13 protein-coding genes and 1 pseudogene are annotated in these 17,506 nt (G+C 61.0%); 12 read left to right on the top strand and 2 right to left on the bottom strand.

From position 1 onward, the window contains the following. Positions 1-44 precede the first annotated feature (44 nt). The 5 genes from purB to aceA all read left to right on the top strand — a co-directional run bounded on the left by purB (position 45) and on the right by aceA (position 5,915). The gene (gene purB, locus DTP52_RS23865; RefSeq protein WP_109755553.1) at positions 45-1,415 is read left to right on the top strand and encodes an adenylosuccinate lyase; all 1,371 of its coding nucleotides are present in this window, start codon (positions 45-47) and stop codon (positions 1,413-1,415) included. A gap of 84 nt (positions 1,416-1,499) precedes the next feature. Further along, complete coding sequence (locus tag DTP52_RS23870) at positions 1,500-2,666, top strand: cupin domain-containing protein (protein WP_109755554.1); 1,167 nt, start codon at positions 1,500-1,502, stop codon at positions 2,664-2,666. Then, positions 2,659-3,084 carry a GNAT family N-acetyltransferase gene (locus DTP52_RS23875; protein ID WP_072339633.1) on the top strand — a complete coding sequence of 142 codons (426 nt, stop codon included), beginning with the start codon at positions 2,659-2,661 and terminating at the stop codon, positions 3,082-3,084. The genes DTP52_RS23870 and DTP52_RS23875 overlap by 8 nt, the downstream gene beginning before the upstream one ends. Positions 3,085-3,371: 287 nt before the next feature. After that, complete coding sequence (locus DTP52_RS23880; protein WP_109755555.1) at positions 3,372-4,133, top strand: secretin N-terminal domain-containing protein; 762 nt, start codon at positions 3,372-3,374, stop codon at positions 4,131-4,133. Positions 4,134-4,589: 456 nt separating this feature from the next. Continuing rightward, entirely contained in the window at positions 4,590-5,915 is a 1,326-nt protein-coding gene (gene aceA / locus DTP52_RS23885) for an isocitrate lyase (protein WP_109755556.1), read from the top strand. 130 nt (positions 5,916-6,045) lie between these two features. On the opposite strand, the gene DTP52_RS31735 is transcribed toward aceA, so the two are convergent. Then, positions 6,046-6,963 (bottom strand): methyl-accepting chemotaxis protein, encoded by a 918-nt coding sequence (locus DTP52_RS31735; RefSeq protein ID WP_370873823.1) that lies wholly within the window; start codon positions 6,961-6,963, stop codon positions 6,046-6,048. Continuing rightward, positions 6,949-7,965, bottom strand: a pseudogene (locus tag DTP52_RS31740) (methyl-accepting chemotaxis protein); the annotation flags it as partial. The pseudogene DTP52_RS31740 and the gene DTP52_RS31735, both read right to left, overlap by 15 nt. Before the next feature lie 859 nt (positions 7,966-8,824). On the opposite strand from DTP52_RS31740, the gene DTP52_RS23895 reads away from it, so the two are divergent. The 7 genes from DTP52_RS23895 (at position 8,825) to nuoH (ending at position 17,495) form a co-directional block, all read left to right on the top strand. Further along, positions 8,825-9,238 (top strand): NADH-quinone oxidoreductase subunit A, encoded by a 414-nt coding sequence (locus tag DTP52_RS23895; protein WP_003203367.1) that lies wholly within the window; start codon positions 8,825-8,827, stop codon positions 9,236-9,238. A 10-nt stretch (positions 9,239-9,248) separates the two neighbouring features. Beyond that, positions 9,249-9,923, top strand: a complete 675-nt coding sequence (locus tag DTP52_RS23900; RefSeq protein ID WP_003180065.1) for an NADH-quinone oxidoreductase subunit B family protein — start codon at positions 9,249-9,251, stop codon at positions 9,921-9,923. A gap of 72 nt (positions 9,924-9,995) precedes the next feature. Beyond that, complete coding sequence (gene nuoC, locus DTP52_RS23905) at positions 9,996-11,780, top strand: NADH-quinone oxidoreductase subunit C/D (protein WP_063320475.1); 1,785 nt, start codon at positions 9,996-9,998, stop codon at positions 11,778-11,780. Positions 11,781-11,782: 2 nt separating this feature from the next. Continuing rightward, positions 11,783-12,280, top strand: coding sequence for an NADH-quinone oxidoreductase subunit NuoE (gene nuoE, locus DTP52_RS23910; RefSeq protein ID WP_109755558.1), 498 nt, complete (start codon positions 11,783-11,785; stop codon positions 12,278-12,280). After that, entirely contained in the window at positions 12,277-13,635 is a 1,359-nt protein-coding gene (nuoF, locus tag DTP52_RS23915; protein WP_109755559.1) for an NADH-quinone oxidoreductase subunit NuoF, read from the top strand. Before nuoE ends, nuoF begins: the two co-directional genes overlap by 4 nt. A gap of 141 nt (positions 13,636-13,776) precedes the next feature. Beyond that, the gene (nuoG, locus tag DTP52_RS23920; RefSeq protein WP_109755560.1) at positions 13,777-16,491 is read left to right on the top strand and encodes an NADH-quinone oxidoreductase subunit NuoG; all 2,715 of its coding nucleotides are present in this window, start codon (positions 13,777-13,779) and stop codon (positions 16,489-16,491) included. After that, entirely contained in the window at positions 16,488-17,495 is a 1,008-nt protein-coding gene (gene nuoH, locus DTP52_RS23925; protein ID WP_025212983.1) for an NADH-quinone oxidoreductase subunit NuoH, read from the top strand. The genes nuoG and nuoH overlap by 4 nt, the downstream gene beginning before the upstream one ends. Positions 17,496-17,506 lie beyond the last annotated feature (11 nt).

The raw sequence follows: 17,506 nt of genomic DNA on the forward strand, positions 1-17,506 counted from the left end.
TGATACGCGCCCCATTTCGTTGCCCGACTGTCCGAGAACACCCCATGCAGCTCTCTTCGCTCACTGCGGTTTCCCCTGTTGACGGCCGCTACGCCGGCAAAACCCAGGCCTTGCGCCCGATTTTCAGCGAGTACGGCTTGATCCGTGCCCGCGTCCTGGTTGAAGTACGCTGGCTCCAGCGCCTGGCCGCCCATCCTGCCATCAGCGAAGTGCCGGCGTTTTCCGCCGAAGCCAACGCGGTGCTGAACGCCCTGGCAGAAAACTTTGTGCTGGAGCACGCCGAGCGCGTCAAAGAGATCGAGCGCACCACCAACCACGACGTCAAGGCCATCGAATACCTGCTCAAGGAGCAGGCGGCCAAGCTGCCGGAACTGGCCAATGTCAGCGAGTTCATCCACTTCGCCTGCACCAGCGAGGACATCAACAACCTGTCCCACGCCCTGATGCTGCGCGAAGGCCGTGATGAGGTGATGTTGCCGCTGATGCGTCAGACCGCCGAGGCCATCCGCGAGCTGGCGATCCGCTTCGCCGACGTGCCGATGCTGTCGCGCACCCACGGTCAACCGGCTTCGCCGACCACCCTGGGCAAGGAACTGGCGAACGTGGTGTACCGCCTGGAGCGCCAGATCGCCCAGGTTGCCGCCGTGCCGCTGCTGGGCAAGATCAACGGTGCCGTGGGCAACTACAACGCCCACTTGTCGGCCTACCCGGACATCGACTGGGAAGCCAACGCCCGCGCCTTCATCGAAGACGAGCTGGGCCTGAGCTTCAACCCGTACACCACCCAGATCGAACCGCACGACTACATCGCCGAGCTGTTCGACGCGATCGCCCGTTTCAACACCATCCTGATCGACTTCGACCGTGACATCTGGGGCTACATCTCCCTGGGTTACTTCAAGCAGCGCACCATCGCCGGCGAAATCGGTTCCTCGACCATGCCGCACAAGGTCAACCCGATCGACTTCGAAAACTCCGAAGGCAACCTGGGCATCGCCAACGCGCTGTTCCAGCACCTGGCGAGCAAACTGCCGATCTCCCGCTGGCAGCGCGACCTGACCGATTCCACCGTACTGCGCAATCTGGGCGTGGGCTTTGCCCACAGCGTCATTGCCTACGAAGCCAGCCTCAAGGGCATCAGCAAGCTGGAACTGAACGAGCAGAAGATTGCCGCCGACCTGGACGCATGCTGGGAAGTCCTGGCCGAGCCGATCCAGACCGTGATGCGTCGCTACAACATCGAAAACCCGTATGAAAAGCTGAAAGAACTGACCCGTGGCAAGGGCATCAGCCCTGAAGCGTTGCAGACTTTCATCGATGGCCTGGACATGCCTGCCGACGCTCGCGCCGAGCTGAAAAAGCTGACGCCGGCCAGCTACATCGGCAACGCAGCGGCACAAGCCAAGCGCATCTGATCCACGGCTTTACCTTTGAGACGCCCGGCCGCGCCGGGCGTTTTTATTCGCGGCTGAAAAGTATATTTTTTCAATAGGTTACACATGAATCCTGATATTTCTCTGCAACTCCTGGGCGGCATTACGGCACGGGAGTTCCTGCGCGACTACTGGCAGAAAAAACCGCTGCTGATCCGTCAGGCGATTCCTGACTTCCAAAGCCCCATCGACGCCGACGAACTGGCCGGCCTGGCCCTGGAAGAAGAAGTCGAATCGCGCCTGGTGATCGAGCACGGCGAGCGCCCTTGGGAACTGCGTCGCGGCCCGTTCGCCGAAGACGAATTCAGCAAGTTGCCAGAGCGCGAGTGGACCCTGCTGGTACAGGCTGTCGATCAGTTCGTACCGGAAGTCAGCGAGCTGCTTGAGAACTTCCGCTTCCTGCCGAGCTGGCGCATCGACGATGTGATGATCAGCTTCGCCGCCCCGGGTGGCAGCGTGGGCCCGCACTTCGATAACTATGACGTGTTCCTGCTGCAAGGCCATGGCCAGCGCAACTGGAAAATCGGCCAGATGTGCGACTCCGAGAGCCCGCTGCTGCAACACGCCGACCTGCGCATTCTCGCCGAATTCGAAGCCACCGACGAATGGATCCTGGAACCGGGCGACATGCTCTACCTGCCGCCGCGCCTGGCTCACTGTGGCGTGGCCGTGGACGACTGCATGACCTACTCGGTGGGTTTCCGTGCGCCTAGCGCCGCCGAAGTACTGACCCATTTCACCGACTTCCTCAGCCAGTTCCTGCCGGACGAAGAACGCTACACCGACGCCGACGCGCGCCCGGTGAGCGACCCTCACCAGATCCAGCACGACGCCCTCGACCGCCTCAAGGGCCTGCTGGCCGAACACATGAGCGACGAACGCCTGCTGCTGACCTGGTTCGGCCAGTTCATGACCGAGCCACGCTACCCGGAACTGGTGGTGGGCCCGGAGCTGGAAGAAGACGACCTGCTGGCCAGCCTGGAACAAGGTGCAGTAATCATTCGCAATCCGAGTGCGCGCCTGGCCTGGTCGGAAGTCGATGATGACCTGCTGCTGTTCGCCAGCGGCCAGAGCCGTTACCTGCCGGGCAAGCTGCGCGAACTGCTGAAAATGATCTGCGCCGCCGACGCCCTGCACATCGAGAACCTCGGCCCGTGGTTGGCCGATGAAGACGGTCGCGGCCTGGTCTGCGAGCTGGTCAAGCAAGGCAGCCTGGGGTTCGCTGATGAATAAAATTCACGTTCGTGTCGCAGACTGGCAAAAGGATAACGCCGAGATCCGGCGCATTCGTGAAACCGTGTTCATTGCCGAGCAGTCCGTTCCGCCTGAGCTGGAATGGGATGCCGATGACCAGAGCGCGGTGCATTTTCTTGCGTTTGAAGGCGACTTCCCCATCGGCACCGCTCGCCTGTTGACTGACGGCCATATCGGTCGCGTCTCGGTCCTCAAGGACTGGCGCGGCCTGAAGGTGGGTGACGCGCTGATGCACGCCGTGATCGCCGAAGCCGAGAAACGCGGGCTCAAGCAACAGATGCTCAGCGCCCAGGTGCATGCCACGCCGTTCTATGAGCGCCTGGGTTTCGCGGTGGTCAGTGAGGAATTCCTGGAAGCCGGGATTCCCCATGTGGACATGGTTCGCCATTCGGCCTGACACATCCCTGTGGCGAGGGGATTTAGCGAAACGTCGCACCGCCCCGCTGGGTTGCGCAGCAGCCCTCAAGTCAGTCACTGTGGTGTGCCAGGTTGACGCAATTAGCTTGTTGGGGCTGCTTCGCAGCCCAACGGGGATAAATCCCCTCGCCACAAAAGCATCATCAGCACCATAAAACGCCCCGCCATCCTCCGATGCCGGGGCGTTTTGCCGTCTACCATTCAACTTGCCCCATCCCGGGCCGACAAACTGGCAATATCAAGCCTTTGTCTCGCGGAGAAATGGACATGTCCTTACGCACCCTGCTTACCACTCTGCTGCTCGGTTGCAGCCTGTCGGTCATGGCCGACACGCAAGTCGTGCCGCTGAACTACCGCACCAGCGCCGACCTGCTGCCGGTGGCGCAGAATTTCATCGGCAAGGACGGCCAGGTCAGCGCCTATGGCAATCAACTGATCGTCAACGCCGAGCCCGGCAAGATCGAAGAACTCAGACAGTTCCTCGCCCAGTTGGACACCGCCCCCAAGCGCCTGCTGATCACGGTCGACACCAACGAAAACAACCTGCAGGGCAACCAGGGTTACTCGGTCAACGGCGCCGCGCCGAGCCAGACCCGCATCATCAACCGCAGCACCGTCAGCCGTGAAGGCGGTGTGCAGCAGGTGCAGGCCAGCGAAGGCCAGCCAGCGCTGATCCAGGTGGGCCAGAGCGTGCCGTTCACCAGCAACCAGACTGACAACTACGGGCGCATGCAAAGCCAGACCGAATACCGCAACGTCACCCAGGGTTTTTATGTCACCGCCAGCGTCACCGGTGAGACCGTTCATCTGAGCATCAGTACCAACCGCGACCGCATGAGCCAGGAACGTCCCGATGTAGTGAACGTTCAAAGTACCGACACAACCGTCAGCGGTCGCCTGGGCGAATGGATCACCCTGGCCGGGGTCAATCGCCAGAATCAGGCCGACAAACAGGGTCTGACCCGCAGCTACTCGACCCAGGGCCGCGACGACATGATTTTGCGGGTCAAGGTCGACACCCTGAACTGAAGCACCAAAAACTGACTGATGAGTCGTATTAGACCAAAGATGTAGTGCTACAAAAAAAGCACTACAAAACGTTTGACGAGCCAAAAAACCGAAGGCATGATGGCCTCGCTCCCGCTAATCAGGGGCCCTGGCAAGGGCCTTCGGGTCGACGCTTGCAACTACCCTGCGAGCCGATTCGTGTCTGTACCGCCCACAAGGTGTGTTTGACGAGGTTGCGACTGGAACGAAGTTGTCCCGAGGGACGGAAGCGTAACTAGGTAACCCGGCATCACTCTGAGTTCGTATTAAAGGCCCACGACGCCCGAATGCGCCCGCAGTTCGCCCCTACCTGCTCACTTTCCCCTCGAGCCCATCGTTCATCCCGTCGCCTCCCCGCCTGAACCGACTTGTACGCCAACCCCTGGTCGGCAGGAGCAGGAATTTTCCACCAAGACCTATGCGACGAGGTTTATCTCCATGGCACTGACACGCGAACAGCAAATTGCAGCCCTTGAAAAAGACTGGGCTGAAAACCCGCGCTGGAAAGGCGTGAAGCGCAATTATTCCGCTGCTGACGTCGTCCGTCTGCGTGGCTCGGTTCAACCTGAGCACACCTTTGCGAAAATGGGCGCCGAGAAGCTCTGGAACCTGGTCACCCAGGGCGCCAAGCCAGCCTTCCGTCCCGAGAAAGATTTCGTCAACTGCATGGGCGCCCTGACCGGCGGCCAGGCTGTGCAGCAAGTCAAGGCCGGTATCCAGGCGATCTACCTGTCGGGCTGGCAAGTGGCTGCGGACAACAACTCCGCCGAGTCGATGTACCCTGACCAATCGCTGTACCCGGTGGATTCGGTTCCAACCGTGGTCAAGCGCATCAACAACTCGTTCCGTCGTGCCGACCAGATCCAGTGGAAAGCCGGCAAGAACCCGGGCGACGAAGGCTACATCGACTACTTCGCGCCGATCGTGGCTGACGCCGAAGCCGGTTTCGGCGGCGTCCTGAACGCCTACGAGCTGATGAAGAGCATGATCGAAGCAGGCGCCGCTGGCGTTCACTTCGAAGACCAACTGGCTTCGGTGAAGAAATGCGGCCACATGGGCGGCAAGGTACTGGTTCCTACCCAGGAAGCCGTGCAGAAGCTGACCGCTGCTCGCCTGGCTGCCGACGTCGCTGGCGTGCCGACCATCATCCTGGCCCGTACCGACGCCAACGCCGCTGACCTGCTGACCTCCGACTGCGACCCGTACGACCAACCGTTCGTGACCGGCACCCGTACCCCGGAAGGTTTCTACAAGGTGCGCGCCGGCCTCGACCAGGCTATCGCCCGCGGCCTGGCCTACGCGCCATACGCTGACCTGATCTGGTGCGAAACCGCCAAGCCAGACCTGGACGAAGCCCGTCGCTTTGCCGAAGCGATCAAGAAGGAATACCCGGACCAGATCCTGTCGTACAACTGCTCGCCTTCCTTCAACTGGAAGAAAAACCTGGACGACGCGACCATCGCCAAGTTCCAGCGCGAACTGTCCGCCATGGGCTACAAGCACCAGTTCATCACCCTGGCCGGCATCCACAACATGTGGCACAGCATGTTCAATCTGGCGCACGACTACGCCCGCAACGACATGACCGCCTACGTGAAACTGCAAGAGCAGGAGTTCGCTGACGCCGCCAAGGGCTACACCTTCGTGGCGCACCAGCAGGAAGTGGGCACCGGCTACTTCGACGACATGACCACCGTGATCCAGGGCGGCGCTTCGTCGGTGACCGCACTGACCGGTTCCACCGAAGAAGAACAGTTCCACTGATCCACGCGGTAAACGGCCCTTGCGGACCGAATAAAAGCTAACCGCAAAGCCGACGATCTGACGCCCCGACTGGTTCGGGGCTTTTTTTCGCCTGTTGTTCCCCGGCAACGGTGATCGTCAAGCCCAGCTTTCACACTTTGAAGTGACTGACCAACTGCTGCAACTGGTTACCCAGGCGCGCCAGCTCGATGCTGGAGGCTGCGGTTTCTTCGCTGGCCGAGGCGGTCTGTTCGGATACATCGCGCACGTTCAGGACACTCCGGCTGATTTCCTCGGCCACCGAGCTTTGTTGCACCGCGGCGGCGGCAATCTGCTGGTTCATGGACTGAATGCCAGAAACCGCCTGGGTGATATTGCCCAGGGAGGTGCCGGCCTTGGAGGCCAACTCCACGCTGCTGTCGGTCAGTTCACGGCTGTTTTGCATGATACTCGATACCTGGCGCGTGCCGTTCTGCAAACCCGCTACCAGGCTTTCAATCTCTTCGGTGGAATGCTGGGTACGCTGGGCCAGCCCACGTACTTCGTCGGCGACCACGGCAAAACCGCGCCCCGCGTCACCTGCGCGAGCAGCCTCAATGGCGGCGTTAAGGGCCAGCAAGTTGGTCTGCTCAGCCACCGCCCTGATCACGTCCATGATCTTGCCGATGCGCCCACTTTCTTGCTCCAGCTCGTTCATGGCTTCGACCGAGCGCCCGACCTCACTGGCCAAGCGCTCGATCTGAACGATGGCCTGCGCAACCACTTGGTCGCCAATACGGGCTTGTGCATCGGCCTCTGATGCAGCTGCGCAAGCCTGTTCGGCATTACGCGCGACTTCATGCACGGTGACCGACATTTCGTGCATGGCGGTCGCCACCTGATCGGTCTCGATTTTCTGGCTATTGACCCCAGCACTGGTCTGCTCGGTGACAGCCGATAGCTCTTCGGCGGCACTGGCGATTTGGGTGACGCCATCGCGGATACCACCGATCAGGTCACGCAAGGTGGTACCCATGCGCTCGATACCTTGCTGCAAGACACCCAGCTCATCACGACGAGTCACGATCATGTGTTGCGTGAGGTCCCCTGCGGCAATGCGATCGACCACAGCCAATGTGTCCTGCAACGGCCGCGTAATCTGGCGCGTGATGATCAGGGCGGCAAAAATCCCCAGCAACATCGCCAAGGCGGTGCAGCTCAGTTGCAGGACGCGGGCCTGGGCGCTGTCTTCGTCACGGGAGACCAGTTGGCTGGCATACATTTCATCGGTCAGGCGGGTGATGGTTTCGCCCAAATCGATGGTGTCCTGCACGGCCCTGCCAATGGCCTGATTACTGGCAGTGAAGTCCTGCACCGAACGGCGGTAAGCAATCAACGCGGTTTCCAGTTGCTTGATGGTGTCGGTATAGGTGGGACCAAAAGCGCTCTTGAGTGTTTCGATGCTCTTGAACGCATTTTCGAGCTGGCGGGTGGCGGCTTGTTCGGTGGCGCTGTTGGGGTTGCCGGTATAGCCACGCACTTCATAACGCACCAGCGCCACGTCCTCCTTGGCCTTGAGGATGAGCTTATAAAGGTCAAAGCGCTCATCCGAGGCAGGCATCGCTTCTACGTCAGTGATGACCTGGGCAATCAGCGCGGCGCCCTTGACCGCATTGACGCCCATCTCCTTGCGCATGGCTGCGTCATTGCGATAAGCCTCGCGCATCGTATTCAGTGCCACTTGATACTGCGTGCTGGCCTGCTCGATCAGCGCAAGTTTGTTCAGGTTTTCAGGTTTCTTCAGCTCTTTTGCCAGGATTTTCTGCTGGGTGACGAACTGCTCCAGCGACGCCTGGATCAATGCACCCTTTTGTTCATCACCCCTGTCCAACTGGTACTGCAAGCGCGCCCTGCGCAGGTGATCGAGACGGTTGCCGAGCTCGGTGATGCTGGTCATTCGATCAGTGCGCTCGATCATTTTCCCCAGGCTGAACCAGCCGGTCGCGGCGACAATAGCGGTCAAAAGCAGCACAACAGCAAAGCCCAAAGCCAGCTTGAGCATAACGCTCATATTCGCGATCCGAGAGTTCATGACATTCCTTTGGTATCAGCCGCGAACGATGAAAACTGACGCGGCTATATAAGAAGGGAGCGGAAATCTAACCAACATTGATATAGATGATTAGATGAATGAACCACAAAGATAGCCATTTGATATCACTCGTTCAAGACCTTAAGCCAATCTCGTGCCAATTTTCGCTCGCAAAAACGGTGTCGCTTAATGCGCAAATCCCCTGGCCACAGGCGCGGGCCGACTGAGCAACATTGATCTGAGCACCCGGTTTTTTTCACCCGTTTTTTTTGAAGCGACCTACGCTGTAAGAGCAAGCCTGCAACTGTGGGAGTCAGGCTTGTCCGCGAAGAGCGAACGCAGTCTGCCTCGGGACCGCGTTGCCGGGATCGCGGGCAAGCTTGACTCCCACAGGAGCAGTCCCCATGCAGATCCGACCTGCATGGGCCCTCCCCGACAAAACTTCGGCGCACGGATAGAAAAATTGATCGAACGCAGTATTGGGCAGTCCGAAAAGGAGTAAAACGTCCGACGCTGACAACTGCAGTAGCGGCGATGTAAGACAGCCCCTCAGGCACGGCACTAAGTGCAGCGTAGAAAGGCCGCCACAAACAATAACAATTATCATTTGGAAGTCATTATCATTGTTGCATTCCGCACGAAATATTATTAATGAATAGTCGGCCAACGCCCATGGGGCCTGGGCTGCAGGGTCTTGGGGGCGCGCTATGTCCTTATTCCAATAAATAATTTCGCTATAGGAATTTTACTTGCCCGGTGTTTAGCCATAAAATCACCGCGATTGATTGCTGCGACATATCGTCACTGCGTTATTTCATTCAAGCTCAGAGACCTTTGCTCTCTGTTAAGGATTTCCAGCATGTCCGAAGCGACAGGACTCATGGCCCACAACTGGGGCTTTGCCATTTTCCTTCTGGGCGTCGTTGGCCTGTGTGCTTTCATGCTCGGCGTGTCGAGCCTGCTTGGGTCAAAAGCCTGGGGCCGCAGCAAAAATGAACCGTTCGAGTCCGGCATGCTACCTACCGGTGGCGCCCGCTTGCGGCTCTCAGCCAAATTCTATCTGGTCGCGATGCTGTTCGTGATCTTCGATATCGAAGCCCTCTTTCTCTTTGCATGGTCTGTGTCCGTCCGCGAAAGCGGCTGGACCGGATTCGTCGAAGCTCTCGTTTTCATAGCAATTCTGTTGGCAGGTCTTGTCTACCTTTACCGGGTGGGGGCACTTGATTGGGCTCCGGAAGCTCGGCGCAAGCGGCAAGCGAAGCTGAAACAATGAGGCTTTGGCAATGCAATACAATCTCACCAGGATCGACCCCGATGCTCCTAACGAGCAGTATCCGATTGGCGAGCGGGAAACCGTCGCTGATCCGTTAGAAGATCAAGTCCACAAAAACATCTTCATGGGCAAGCTCGAAGACGTGCTGAACAGCACGGTCAACTGGGGTCGCAAGAACTCCCTGTGGCCGTACAACTTCGGCCTTTCGTGCTGCTACGTGGAAATGACCACCGCCTTCACGGCGCCCCACGACATCGCGCGCTTTGGCGCCGAGGTTATCCGGGCATCGCCACGCCAGGCGGATTTCATGGTTATCGCCGGTACCTGCTTCATCAAGATGGCGCCGATCATCCAGCGCCTCTACGAGCAAATGCTCGAACCCAAGTGGGTCATCTCCATGGGTTCGTGCGCCAACTCCGGTGGCATGTACGACATCTATTCCGTTGTTCAAGGGGTGGACAAGTTCCTGCCCGTGGACGTCTACGTGCCTGGCTGCCCCCCTCGCCCTGAAGCGTTCCTGCAAGGCTTGATGCTGTTGCAGGAGTCGATTGGCCAGGAGCGTCGCCCGCTGTCCTGGGTCGTTGGCGATCAAGGCGTCTATCGCGCCGAGATGCCATCGCAAAAGGAACAGCGCCGCGAACAGCGTATCGCAGTCACCAACCTGCGCAGCCCCGACGAAGTCTGATCCAGCTCTGCTCTGCATAAGAAACGAGAACCTGGCTTCATTCTTTACGTTGACCGAAAGCGATAAATAACCATGACTACAGGCAGTGCTCTGTACATCCCGCCTTACAAGGCAGACGACCAGGATGTGGTCGTCGAACTGAACAACCGTTTTGGCCCCGAGGCGTTCACCGCCCAGCCGACCCGCACCGGCATGCCGGTGCTTTGGGTTGCCCGCGCCAAGCTCGTCGAAGTCCTGACCTTCCTGCGCAACCTGCCCAAGCCGTACGTCATGCTCTATGACCTGCACGGCGTGGACGAGCGCCTGCGCACCAAGCGTCAAGGGCTGCCCGACGGCGTCGATTTCACCGTGTTCTATCACCTGCTGTCGATCGAACGTAATAGTGACGTAATGATCAAGGTCGCCTTGTCCGAGAGCGACCTCAGCGTGCCGACCGTGACCGGCATCTGGCCGAACGCCAACTGGTACGAGCGTGAAGTGTGGGACATGTTCGGGATCGACTTCCCCGGTCACCCGCATCTGTCGCGCATCATGATGCCGCCGACCTGGGAAGGTCACCCGCTGCGCAAGGACTTCCCGGCCCGCGCCACCGAGTTCGACCCGTTCAGCCTGTCCCTGGCCAAGCAACAGCTCGAGGAAGAAGCCGCGCGCTTCAAGCCTGAAGACTGGGGCATGAAGCGTTCGGGTGCCAACGAGGACTACATGTTCCTCAACCTCGGCCCGAACCACCCTTCGGCCCACGGTGCGTTCCGTATCATCCTGCAACTGGACGGCGAAGAGATCGTCGACTGCGTGCCTGACATCGGCTACCACCACCGTGGTGCCGAAAAAATGGCCGAGCGCCAGTCCTGGCACAGCTTCATCCCGTACACCGACCGTATCGACTACCTCGGCGGCGTGATGAACAACCTGCCGTACGTGCTGTCGGTGGAAAAACTGGCCGGGATCAAGGTCCCGGAGAAGGTCGACGTCATCCGCATCATGATGGCCGAGTTCTTCCGCATCACCAGCCACCTGCTGTTCCTGGGTACCTATATCCAGGACGTCGGCGCCATGACCCCGGTGTTCTTCACCTTCACCGACCGCCAGAAAGCCTACACGGTGATCGAAGCCATCACCGGTTTCCGCCTGCACCCGGCCTGGTACCGCATCGGTGGCGTTGCCCACGACCTGCCGCGGGGCTGGGAGAAACTGGTCAAGGACTTCGTCGAGTGGATGCCCAAGCGCCTGGACGAATACACCAAGGCCGCCCTGCAGAACAGCATTCTCAAGGGTCGTACCATCGGCGTCGCTGCCTACAACACCAAGGAAGCCCTGGAATGGGGCGTCACCGGTGCCGGCCTGCGGTCCACCGGTTGCGACTTCGACCTGCGCAAGGCGCGTCCTTACTCCGGCTATGAAAACTTCGAATTCGAAGTACCGCTGGCGGCCAATGGCGATGCCTACGATCGCTGCATGGTTCGCGTCGAGGAAATGCGCCAGAGCATCAAGATCATCGACCAGTGCCTGCGCAACATGCCGGAAGGCCCGTACAAGGCGGACCACCCGCTGACCACGCCGCCGCCCAAAGAGCGCACGCTGCAACACATCGAGACCCTGATCACGCACTTCCTGCAGGTTTCGTGGGGCCCGGTCATGCCGGCCAACGAATCCTTCCAGATGATCGAAGCGACCAAGGGCATCAACAGTTATTACCTGACGAGCGACGGCGGCACCATGAGCTACCGCACCCGGATTCGCACCCCAAGCTACCCACACCTGCAGCAGATCCCTTCAGTGATCAAAGGCAGCATGGTCGCGGACTTGATCGCGTACCTGGGTAGTATCGATTTCGTTATGGCCGACGTGGACCGCTAAGCATGAACAGCACGCTTATCCAGACAGACCGTTTCGCCTTGAGCGAAACCGAGCGCTCGGCCATCGAGCACGAGCTGCATCACTACGAAGACCCGCGCGCGGCGTCGATCGAAGCCCTGAAGATCGTCCAGAAGGAACGTGGCTGGGTGCCCGATGGCGCGCTCTACGCCATCGGCGAGATCCTCGGCATCCCGGCCAGCGACGTCGAGGGCGTGGCCACCTTCTATAGCCAGATCTTCCGCCAGCCAGTAGGCCGCCACATCATTCGCGTCTGCGACAGCATGGTCTGCTACATCGGCGGCCACGAGTCCGTGGTCAGCGAAATCCAGAGCAAGCTGGGCATCGGCCTGGGCCAGACCACCGCCGACGGCCGCTTCACCCTGCTGCCGGTGTGCTGCCTGGGCAACTGCGACAAGGCGCCAGCGCTGATGATCGACGACGACACCTTCGGTGACGTCCAGCCTGACGGCGTCGCCAAACTGCTGGAGGGCTACGTATGACCCTGACTTCCTTCGGGCCCGCCAACCGCATCCAGCGCTCGGCCGAAACCCATCCCCTGACCTGGCGTCTGCGTGACGACGGCGAAGCGGTGTGGCTGGACGAATACCAGGCCAAGAACGGCTACGCCGCCGCGCGCAAGGCGTTTGCCGACATGGCTGCGGACGACATCGTCCAGACCGTGAAAGACTCCGGCCTCAAGGGCCGTGGCGGCGCGGGCTTCCCCACTGGCGTGAAGTGGGGCCTGATGCCCAAGGACGAATCCATCACCATCCGCTACCTGCTGTGCAATGCGGATGAAATGGAGCCCAACACCTGGAAAGACCGCATGCTGATGGAGCAACTGCCCCATCTGCTGATCGAAGGCATGCTGATCAGCGCCCGCGCGCTGAAGACCTACCGTGGCTATATCTTCCTGCGCGGCGAATACACCACCGCCGCCAAGCACCTGAACCGTGCCGTGGAAGAAGCCAAGGCTGCCGGCCTGCTGGGCAAGAACATCCTGGGCTCAGGTTTTGATTTCGAGCTGTTCGTCCACACCGGCGCCGGGCGTTACATCTGCGGTGAAGAAACCGCGCTGATCAACTCCCTCGAAGGCCGTCGCGCCAACCCGCGCTCCAAGCCGCCCTTCCCTGCCGCCGTCGGCGTGTGGGGCAAGCCGACCTGCGTGAACAACGTCGAGACCCTGTGCAACGTGCCAGCGATCATCGCCGACGGCGTGGACTGGTACAAATCCCTGGCCCGCGACGGCAGCGAAGACATGGGCACCAAGCTCATGGGCTTCTCCGGCAAGGTCAAGAACCCTGGCTTGTGGGAACTGCCATTCGGCGTTACCGGTCGCGAGTTGTTCGAGGACTACGCCGGCGGCATGCGCGACGGCTACAAGCTCAAGTGCTGGCAGCCTGGCGGCGCCGGTACCGGTTTCCTGTTGCCGGAACACCTGGACGCACAAATGTATGCCGGCGGCATCGCCAAGGTGGGCACCCGCATGGGTACCGGCCTGGCCATGGCGGTGGACGACAGCGTCAACATGGTGTCCCTGCTGCGCAACATGGAAGAGTTCTTCTCCCGTGAGTCGTGCGGTTTCTGCACCCCTTGCCGCGATGGCCTGCCCTGGAGCGTCAAGCTGCTGCGGGCCATTGAAAACGGCGAAGGCCAGGCCGGCGACATCGAGACCCTGCTGGGTCTGGTGGGTTTCCTCGGCCCAGGCAAGACCTTCTGTGCTCACGCACCGGGTGCCGTGGAGCCGTTGGGCAGCGCGATCAAATACTTCCGCCCTGAATTCGAGGCCGGCATCGCGCCAACCCGCGCGGGCGATCTCAACCAGGTGGTCACGCCGACCATGGTCGGCGCGTAACGACGCTTTAAAAGGCGAAGGGTCCGTGCCCTTCGCCTTTCGTCCGATGACGCCTTTTACCCAGGCTGTTTGGATTCGGACGAATAACAAGATTCCATTAGCCACGCCCGCTGACACCGGGCCAACGAAGAACTTTGAACCATGGCCACTATCCACGTAGACGGCAAAGAGCTCGAAGTCGATGGCGCAGACAACCTGTTACAGGCATGTCTGTCCCTGGGCCTCGACATCCCTTATTTCTGCTGGCACCCCGCCCTTGGCAGCGTAGGCGCCTGTCGCCAATGCGCGGTCAAGCAGTACACCGACGAAAACGACAAGCGTGGTCGGATCGTCATGTCCTGCATGACCCCCGCCACCGACGGCAGTTGGATCTCCATCGACGACGAAGAAGCGAAAGTGTTTCGCGCCAGCGTCGTCGAATGGCTGATGACCAACCACCCTCACGACTGCCCGGTCTGTGAAGAAGGCGGTCACTGCCACCTGCAAGACATGACGGTGATGACCGGCCACAACGAGCGCCGTTATCGCTTCACCAAGCGCACCCACCAGAACCAGGACCTCGGCCCGTTCATCTCCCACGAGATGAACCGCTGCATCGCCTGCTATCGCTGCGTGCGTTTCTACAAGGACTACGCCGGCGGCACCGACCTGGGCGTATTCGGTGCCCACGACAACGTGTACTTCGGTCGCGTTGAAGACGGCACCCTGGAAAGCGAGTTCTCCGGCAACCTCACCGAGGTCTGCCCGACCGGTGTATTCACCGACAAGACCCACTCCGAACGCTACAACCGCAAGTGGGACATGCAATTCTCGCCGAGCATCTGCCATGGCTGCTCCAGCGGTTGCAACATTTCTCCGGGCGAGCGCTACGGTGAACTGCGTCGCATCGAGAACCGCTTCAACGGTTCGGTGAACCAGTACTTCCTGTGCGACCGTGGCCGTTTCGGCTATGGCTACGTCAACCGCAAGGATCGTCCACGCCAGCCACTGCTGGCGGGCGGCGCCAAACTGAGCCTGGACGAAGCGCTGGACAAGGCCGCCGAACTGCTGCGCGGACGCAACATCGTCGGCATCGGCTCGCCACGGGCCAGCCTGGAAAGCAACTACGCCCTGCGTGAACTGGTCGGCGCCGAGCACTTCTACAGTGGCATCGAGGCCGGCGAGCTGGAACGCATCCGCCTGGTCCTGCAAGTGCTCAAGGACAGCCCGCTGCCGGTGCCGACGATGCGCGACATCGAAGACCACGACGCAGTGTTCGTCCTTGGCGAAGACCTGACCCAGACCGCCGCGCGCATGGCCCTGGCCCTGCGCCAGTCGGTCAAGGGCAAGGCTGAAGACATGGCCGACGCCATGCGCGTACAGCCATGGCTCGACGCCGCCGTGAAGAACATCGGCCAGCACGCATTGAACCCGCTGTTCATCGCCAGCCTCGCCGAAACCAAGCTCGACGACGTCGCCGAAGAATGCGTCCACGCCGCCCCTGACGACCTGGCGCGCATCGGTTTCGCCGTGGCCCACGCCCTGGACACCAGCGCTCCGGCCGTCGACGGCCTGGACAGCGAAGCGGCCGCCCTGGCCCAGCGCATCGCCGACGCCCTGCTGGCGGCCAAGCGCCCACTGATCATCGCCGGCACCTCCCTGGGTTCCAAGGCCTTGATCGAAGCCGCCGCCAACATCGCCAAGGCCTTGAAGCTGCGGGAGAAGAACGGTTCCATCAGCCTGATCGTGCCGGAAGCCAACAGCCTCGGCCTGGCCATGCTCGGTGGCGAATCGGTGGACGCAGCGCTGCAAGCGGTGATCGACGGCAGCGCCGACGCCATCGTGGTACTGGAAAACGACCTGTACACCCGCACTGACAAAGCTCGGGTGGACGCCGCCCTGAACGCCGCGAAAGTGCTGATCGTCGCCGACCATCAGAAAACCGCCACCACCGACCGCGCCCACCTGGTGCTGCCGGCGGCGAGCTTCGCCGAAGGCGACGGTACGCTGGTCAGCCAGGAAGGCCGCGCCCAGCGCTTCTTCCAGGTATTCGACCCGACTTACCTGGACGCCAGCATCCTGGTTCACGAAGGCTGGCGCTGGTTGCATGCCCTGCGCTCGACCCTGCTGAACCAGCCGGTGGACTGGACGCAACTGGACCATGCCACCGCCGCCTGCGCCGAGAGCAACCCGCAACTGGCCCGGATCGTCGATGCCGCACCGTCGGCCTCGTTCCGCATCAAAGGCCTGAAGCTGGCGCGCGAACCGCTGCGCTACAGCGGTCGCACCGCCATGCGCGCGAACATCAGCGTGCATGAGCCGCGTACCTCCCAGGACAAGGACACTGCGTTCTCGTTCTCCATGGAAGGCTACTCGGGTTCGACCGAGCCGCGCTCCCAGGTGCCATTCGCCTGGTCGCCGGGCTGGAACTCGCCGCAAGCCTGGAACAAGTTCCAGGACGAAGTCGGCGGTCACCTGCGTGCCGGCGACCCGGGCACACGCCTGATCGAGAGTCAGGGCGATGGCCTGAGCTGGTTCGCCAGCGTGCCGCGCGCCTTCAACCCGGCACCGGGTACCTGGCAGGTCGTGCCGTTCCATCACCTGTTCGGCAGCGAAGAGAACTCTTCCAAGGCCGCGCCGGTGCAGGAACGCATCCCAGCCGCCTACGTATCGCTGGCCAAGTCCGAAGCCGACCGCCTGGGTGTCAACGATGGCGCCCTGCTGAGCCTGAACGTGGCCGGCCAGACCCTGCGCCTGCCGCTGCGCATCAATGAAGAACTGGGCGCCGGCCTGGTGGCCCTGCCAGCTGGCCTGGCGGGTATCCCACCGGCGATATTCGGCAAAACCGTCGACGGTCTGCAGGAGGCAGCGCAATGAGCTGGTTCACCCCTGAAGTGATCGCTGTGATCCTGACGGTCCTCAAGGCCATCGTGATCCTGCTGGCCGTGGTGGTCTGCGGCGCGTTGCTGAGCTTCGTCGAACGTCGCCTGCTGGGCTGGTGGCAGGACCGCTACGGTCCGAACCGCGTCGGCCCGTTCGGCATGTTCCAGATCGCCGCCGACATGATCAAGATGTTCTTCAAGGAAGACTGGACGCCGCCGTTTGCCGACAAGGTGATCTTCACCCTGGCACCGGTCGTGGCCATGAGCGCCTTGCTGATCGCCTTCGCGATCATCCCGATCACCCCGACCTGGGGCGTGGCGGACCTGAACATCGGCCTGCTGTTCTTCTTCGCCATGGCCGGCCTGTCGGTGTATGCGGTGCTGTTCGCCGGCTGGTCGAGCAACAACAAGTTCGCCCTGCTGGGCAGCCTGCGGGCCTCGGCCCAGACCGTGTCCTACGAAGTGTTCATGGGCCTGGCGCTCATGGGCATCGTGATCCAGGCCGGTTCGTTCAACATGCGCGACATCGTCGAGTACCAGGCCCAGAACCTGTGGTTCATCATTCCGCAGTTCTTCGGTTTCTGCACCTTCTTCATCGCTGGCGTGGCCGTGACTCACCGTCACCCCTTCGACCAACCGGAAGCGGAACAGGAACTGGCCGACGGTTACCACATTGAATATGCCGGCATGAAATGGGGCATGTTCTTCGTCGGTGAGTACATCGGCATCATCCTGATCTCGGCATTGCTGGTGACATTGTTCTTCGGTGGCTGGCACGGTCCGTTCGGCATCCTGCCGCAACTGTCCTTCGTCTGGTTCGCCCTGAAGACCGCGTTCTTCATCATGCTGTTCGTCCTGCTGCGCGCCTCGATCCCGCGCCCACGCTACGACCAGGTGATGGACTTCAGCTGGAAATTCTGCCTGCCGCTGACCCTGATCAACATGCTGGTGACCGCTGCGATCGTTTTGATGAACGCGCCTGCGGCCGCGGTTCAGTGAGGATTTGACCC

It is taken from the genome of Pseudomonas sp. 43mfcvi1.1, from assembly GCF_900115935.1.
GTDB lineage: Bacteria > Pseudomonadota > Gammaproteobacteria > Pseudomonadales > Pseudomonadaceae > Aquipseudomonas > Aquipseudomonas bijieensis.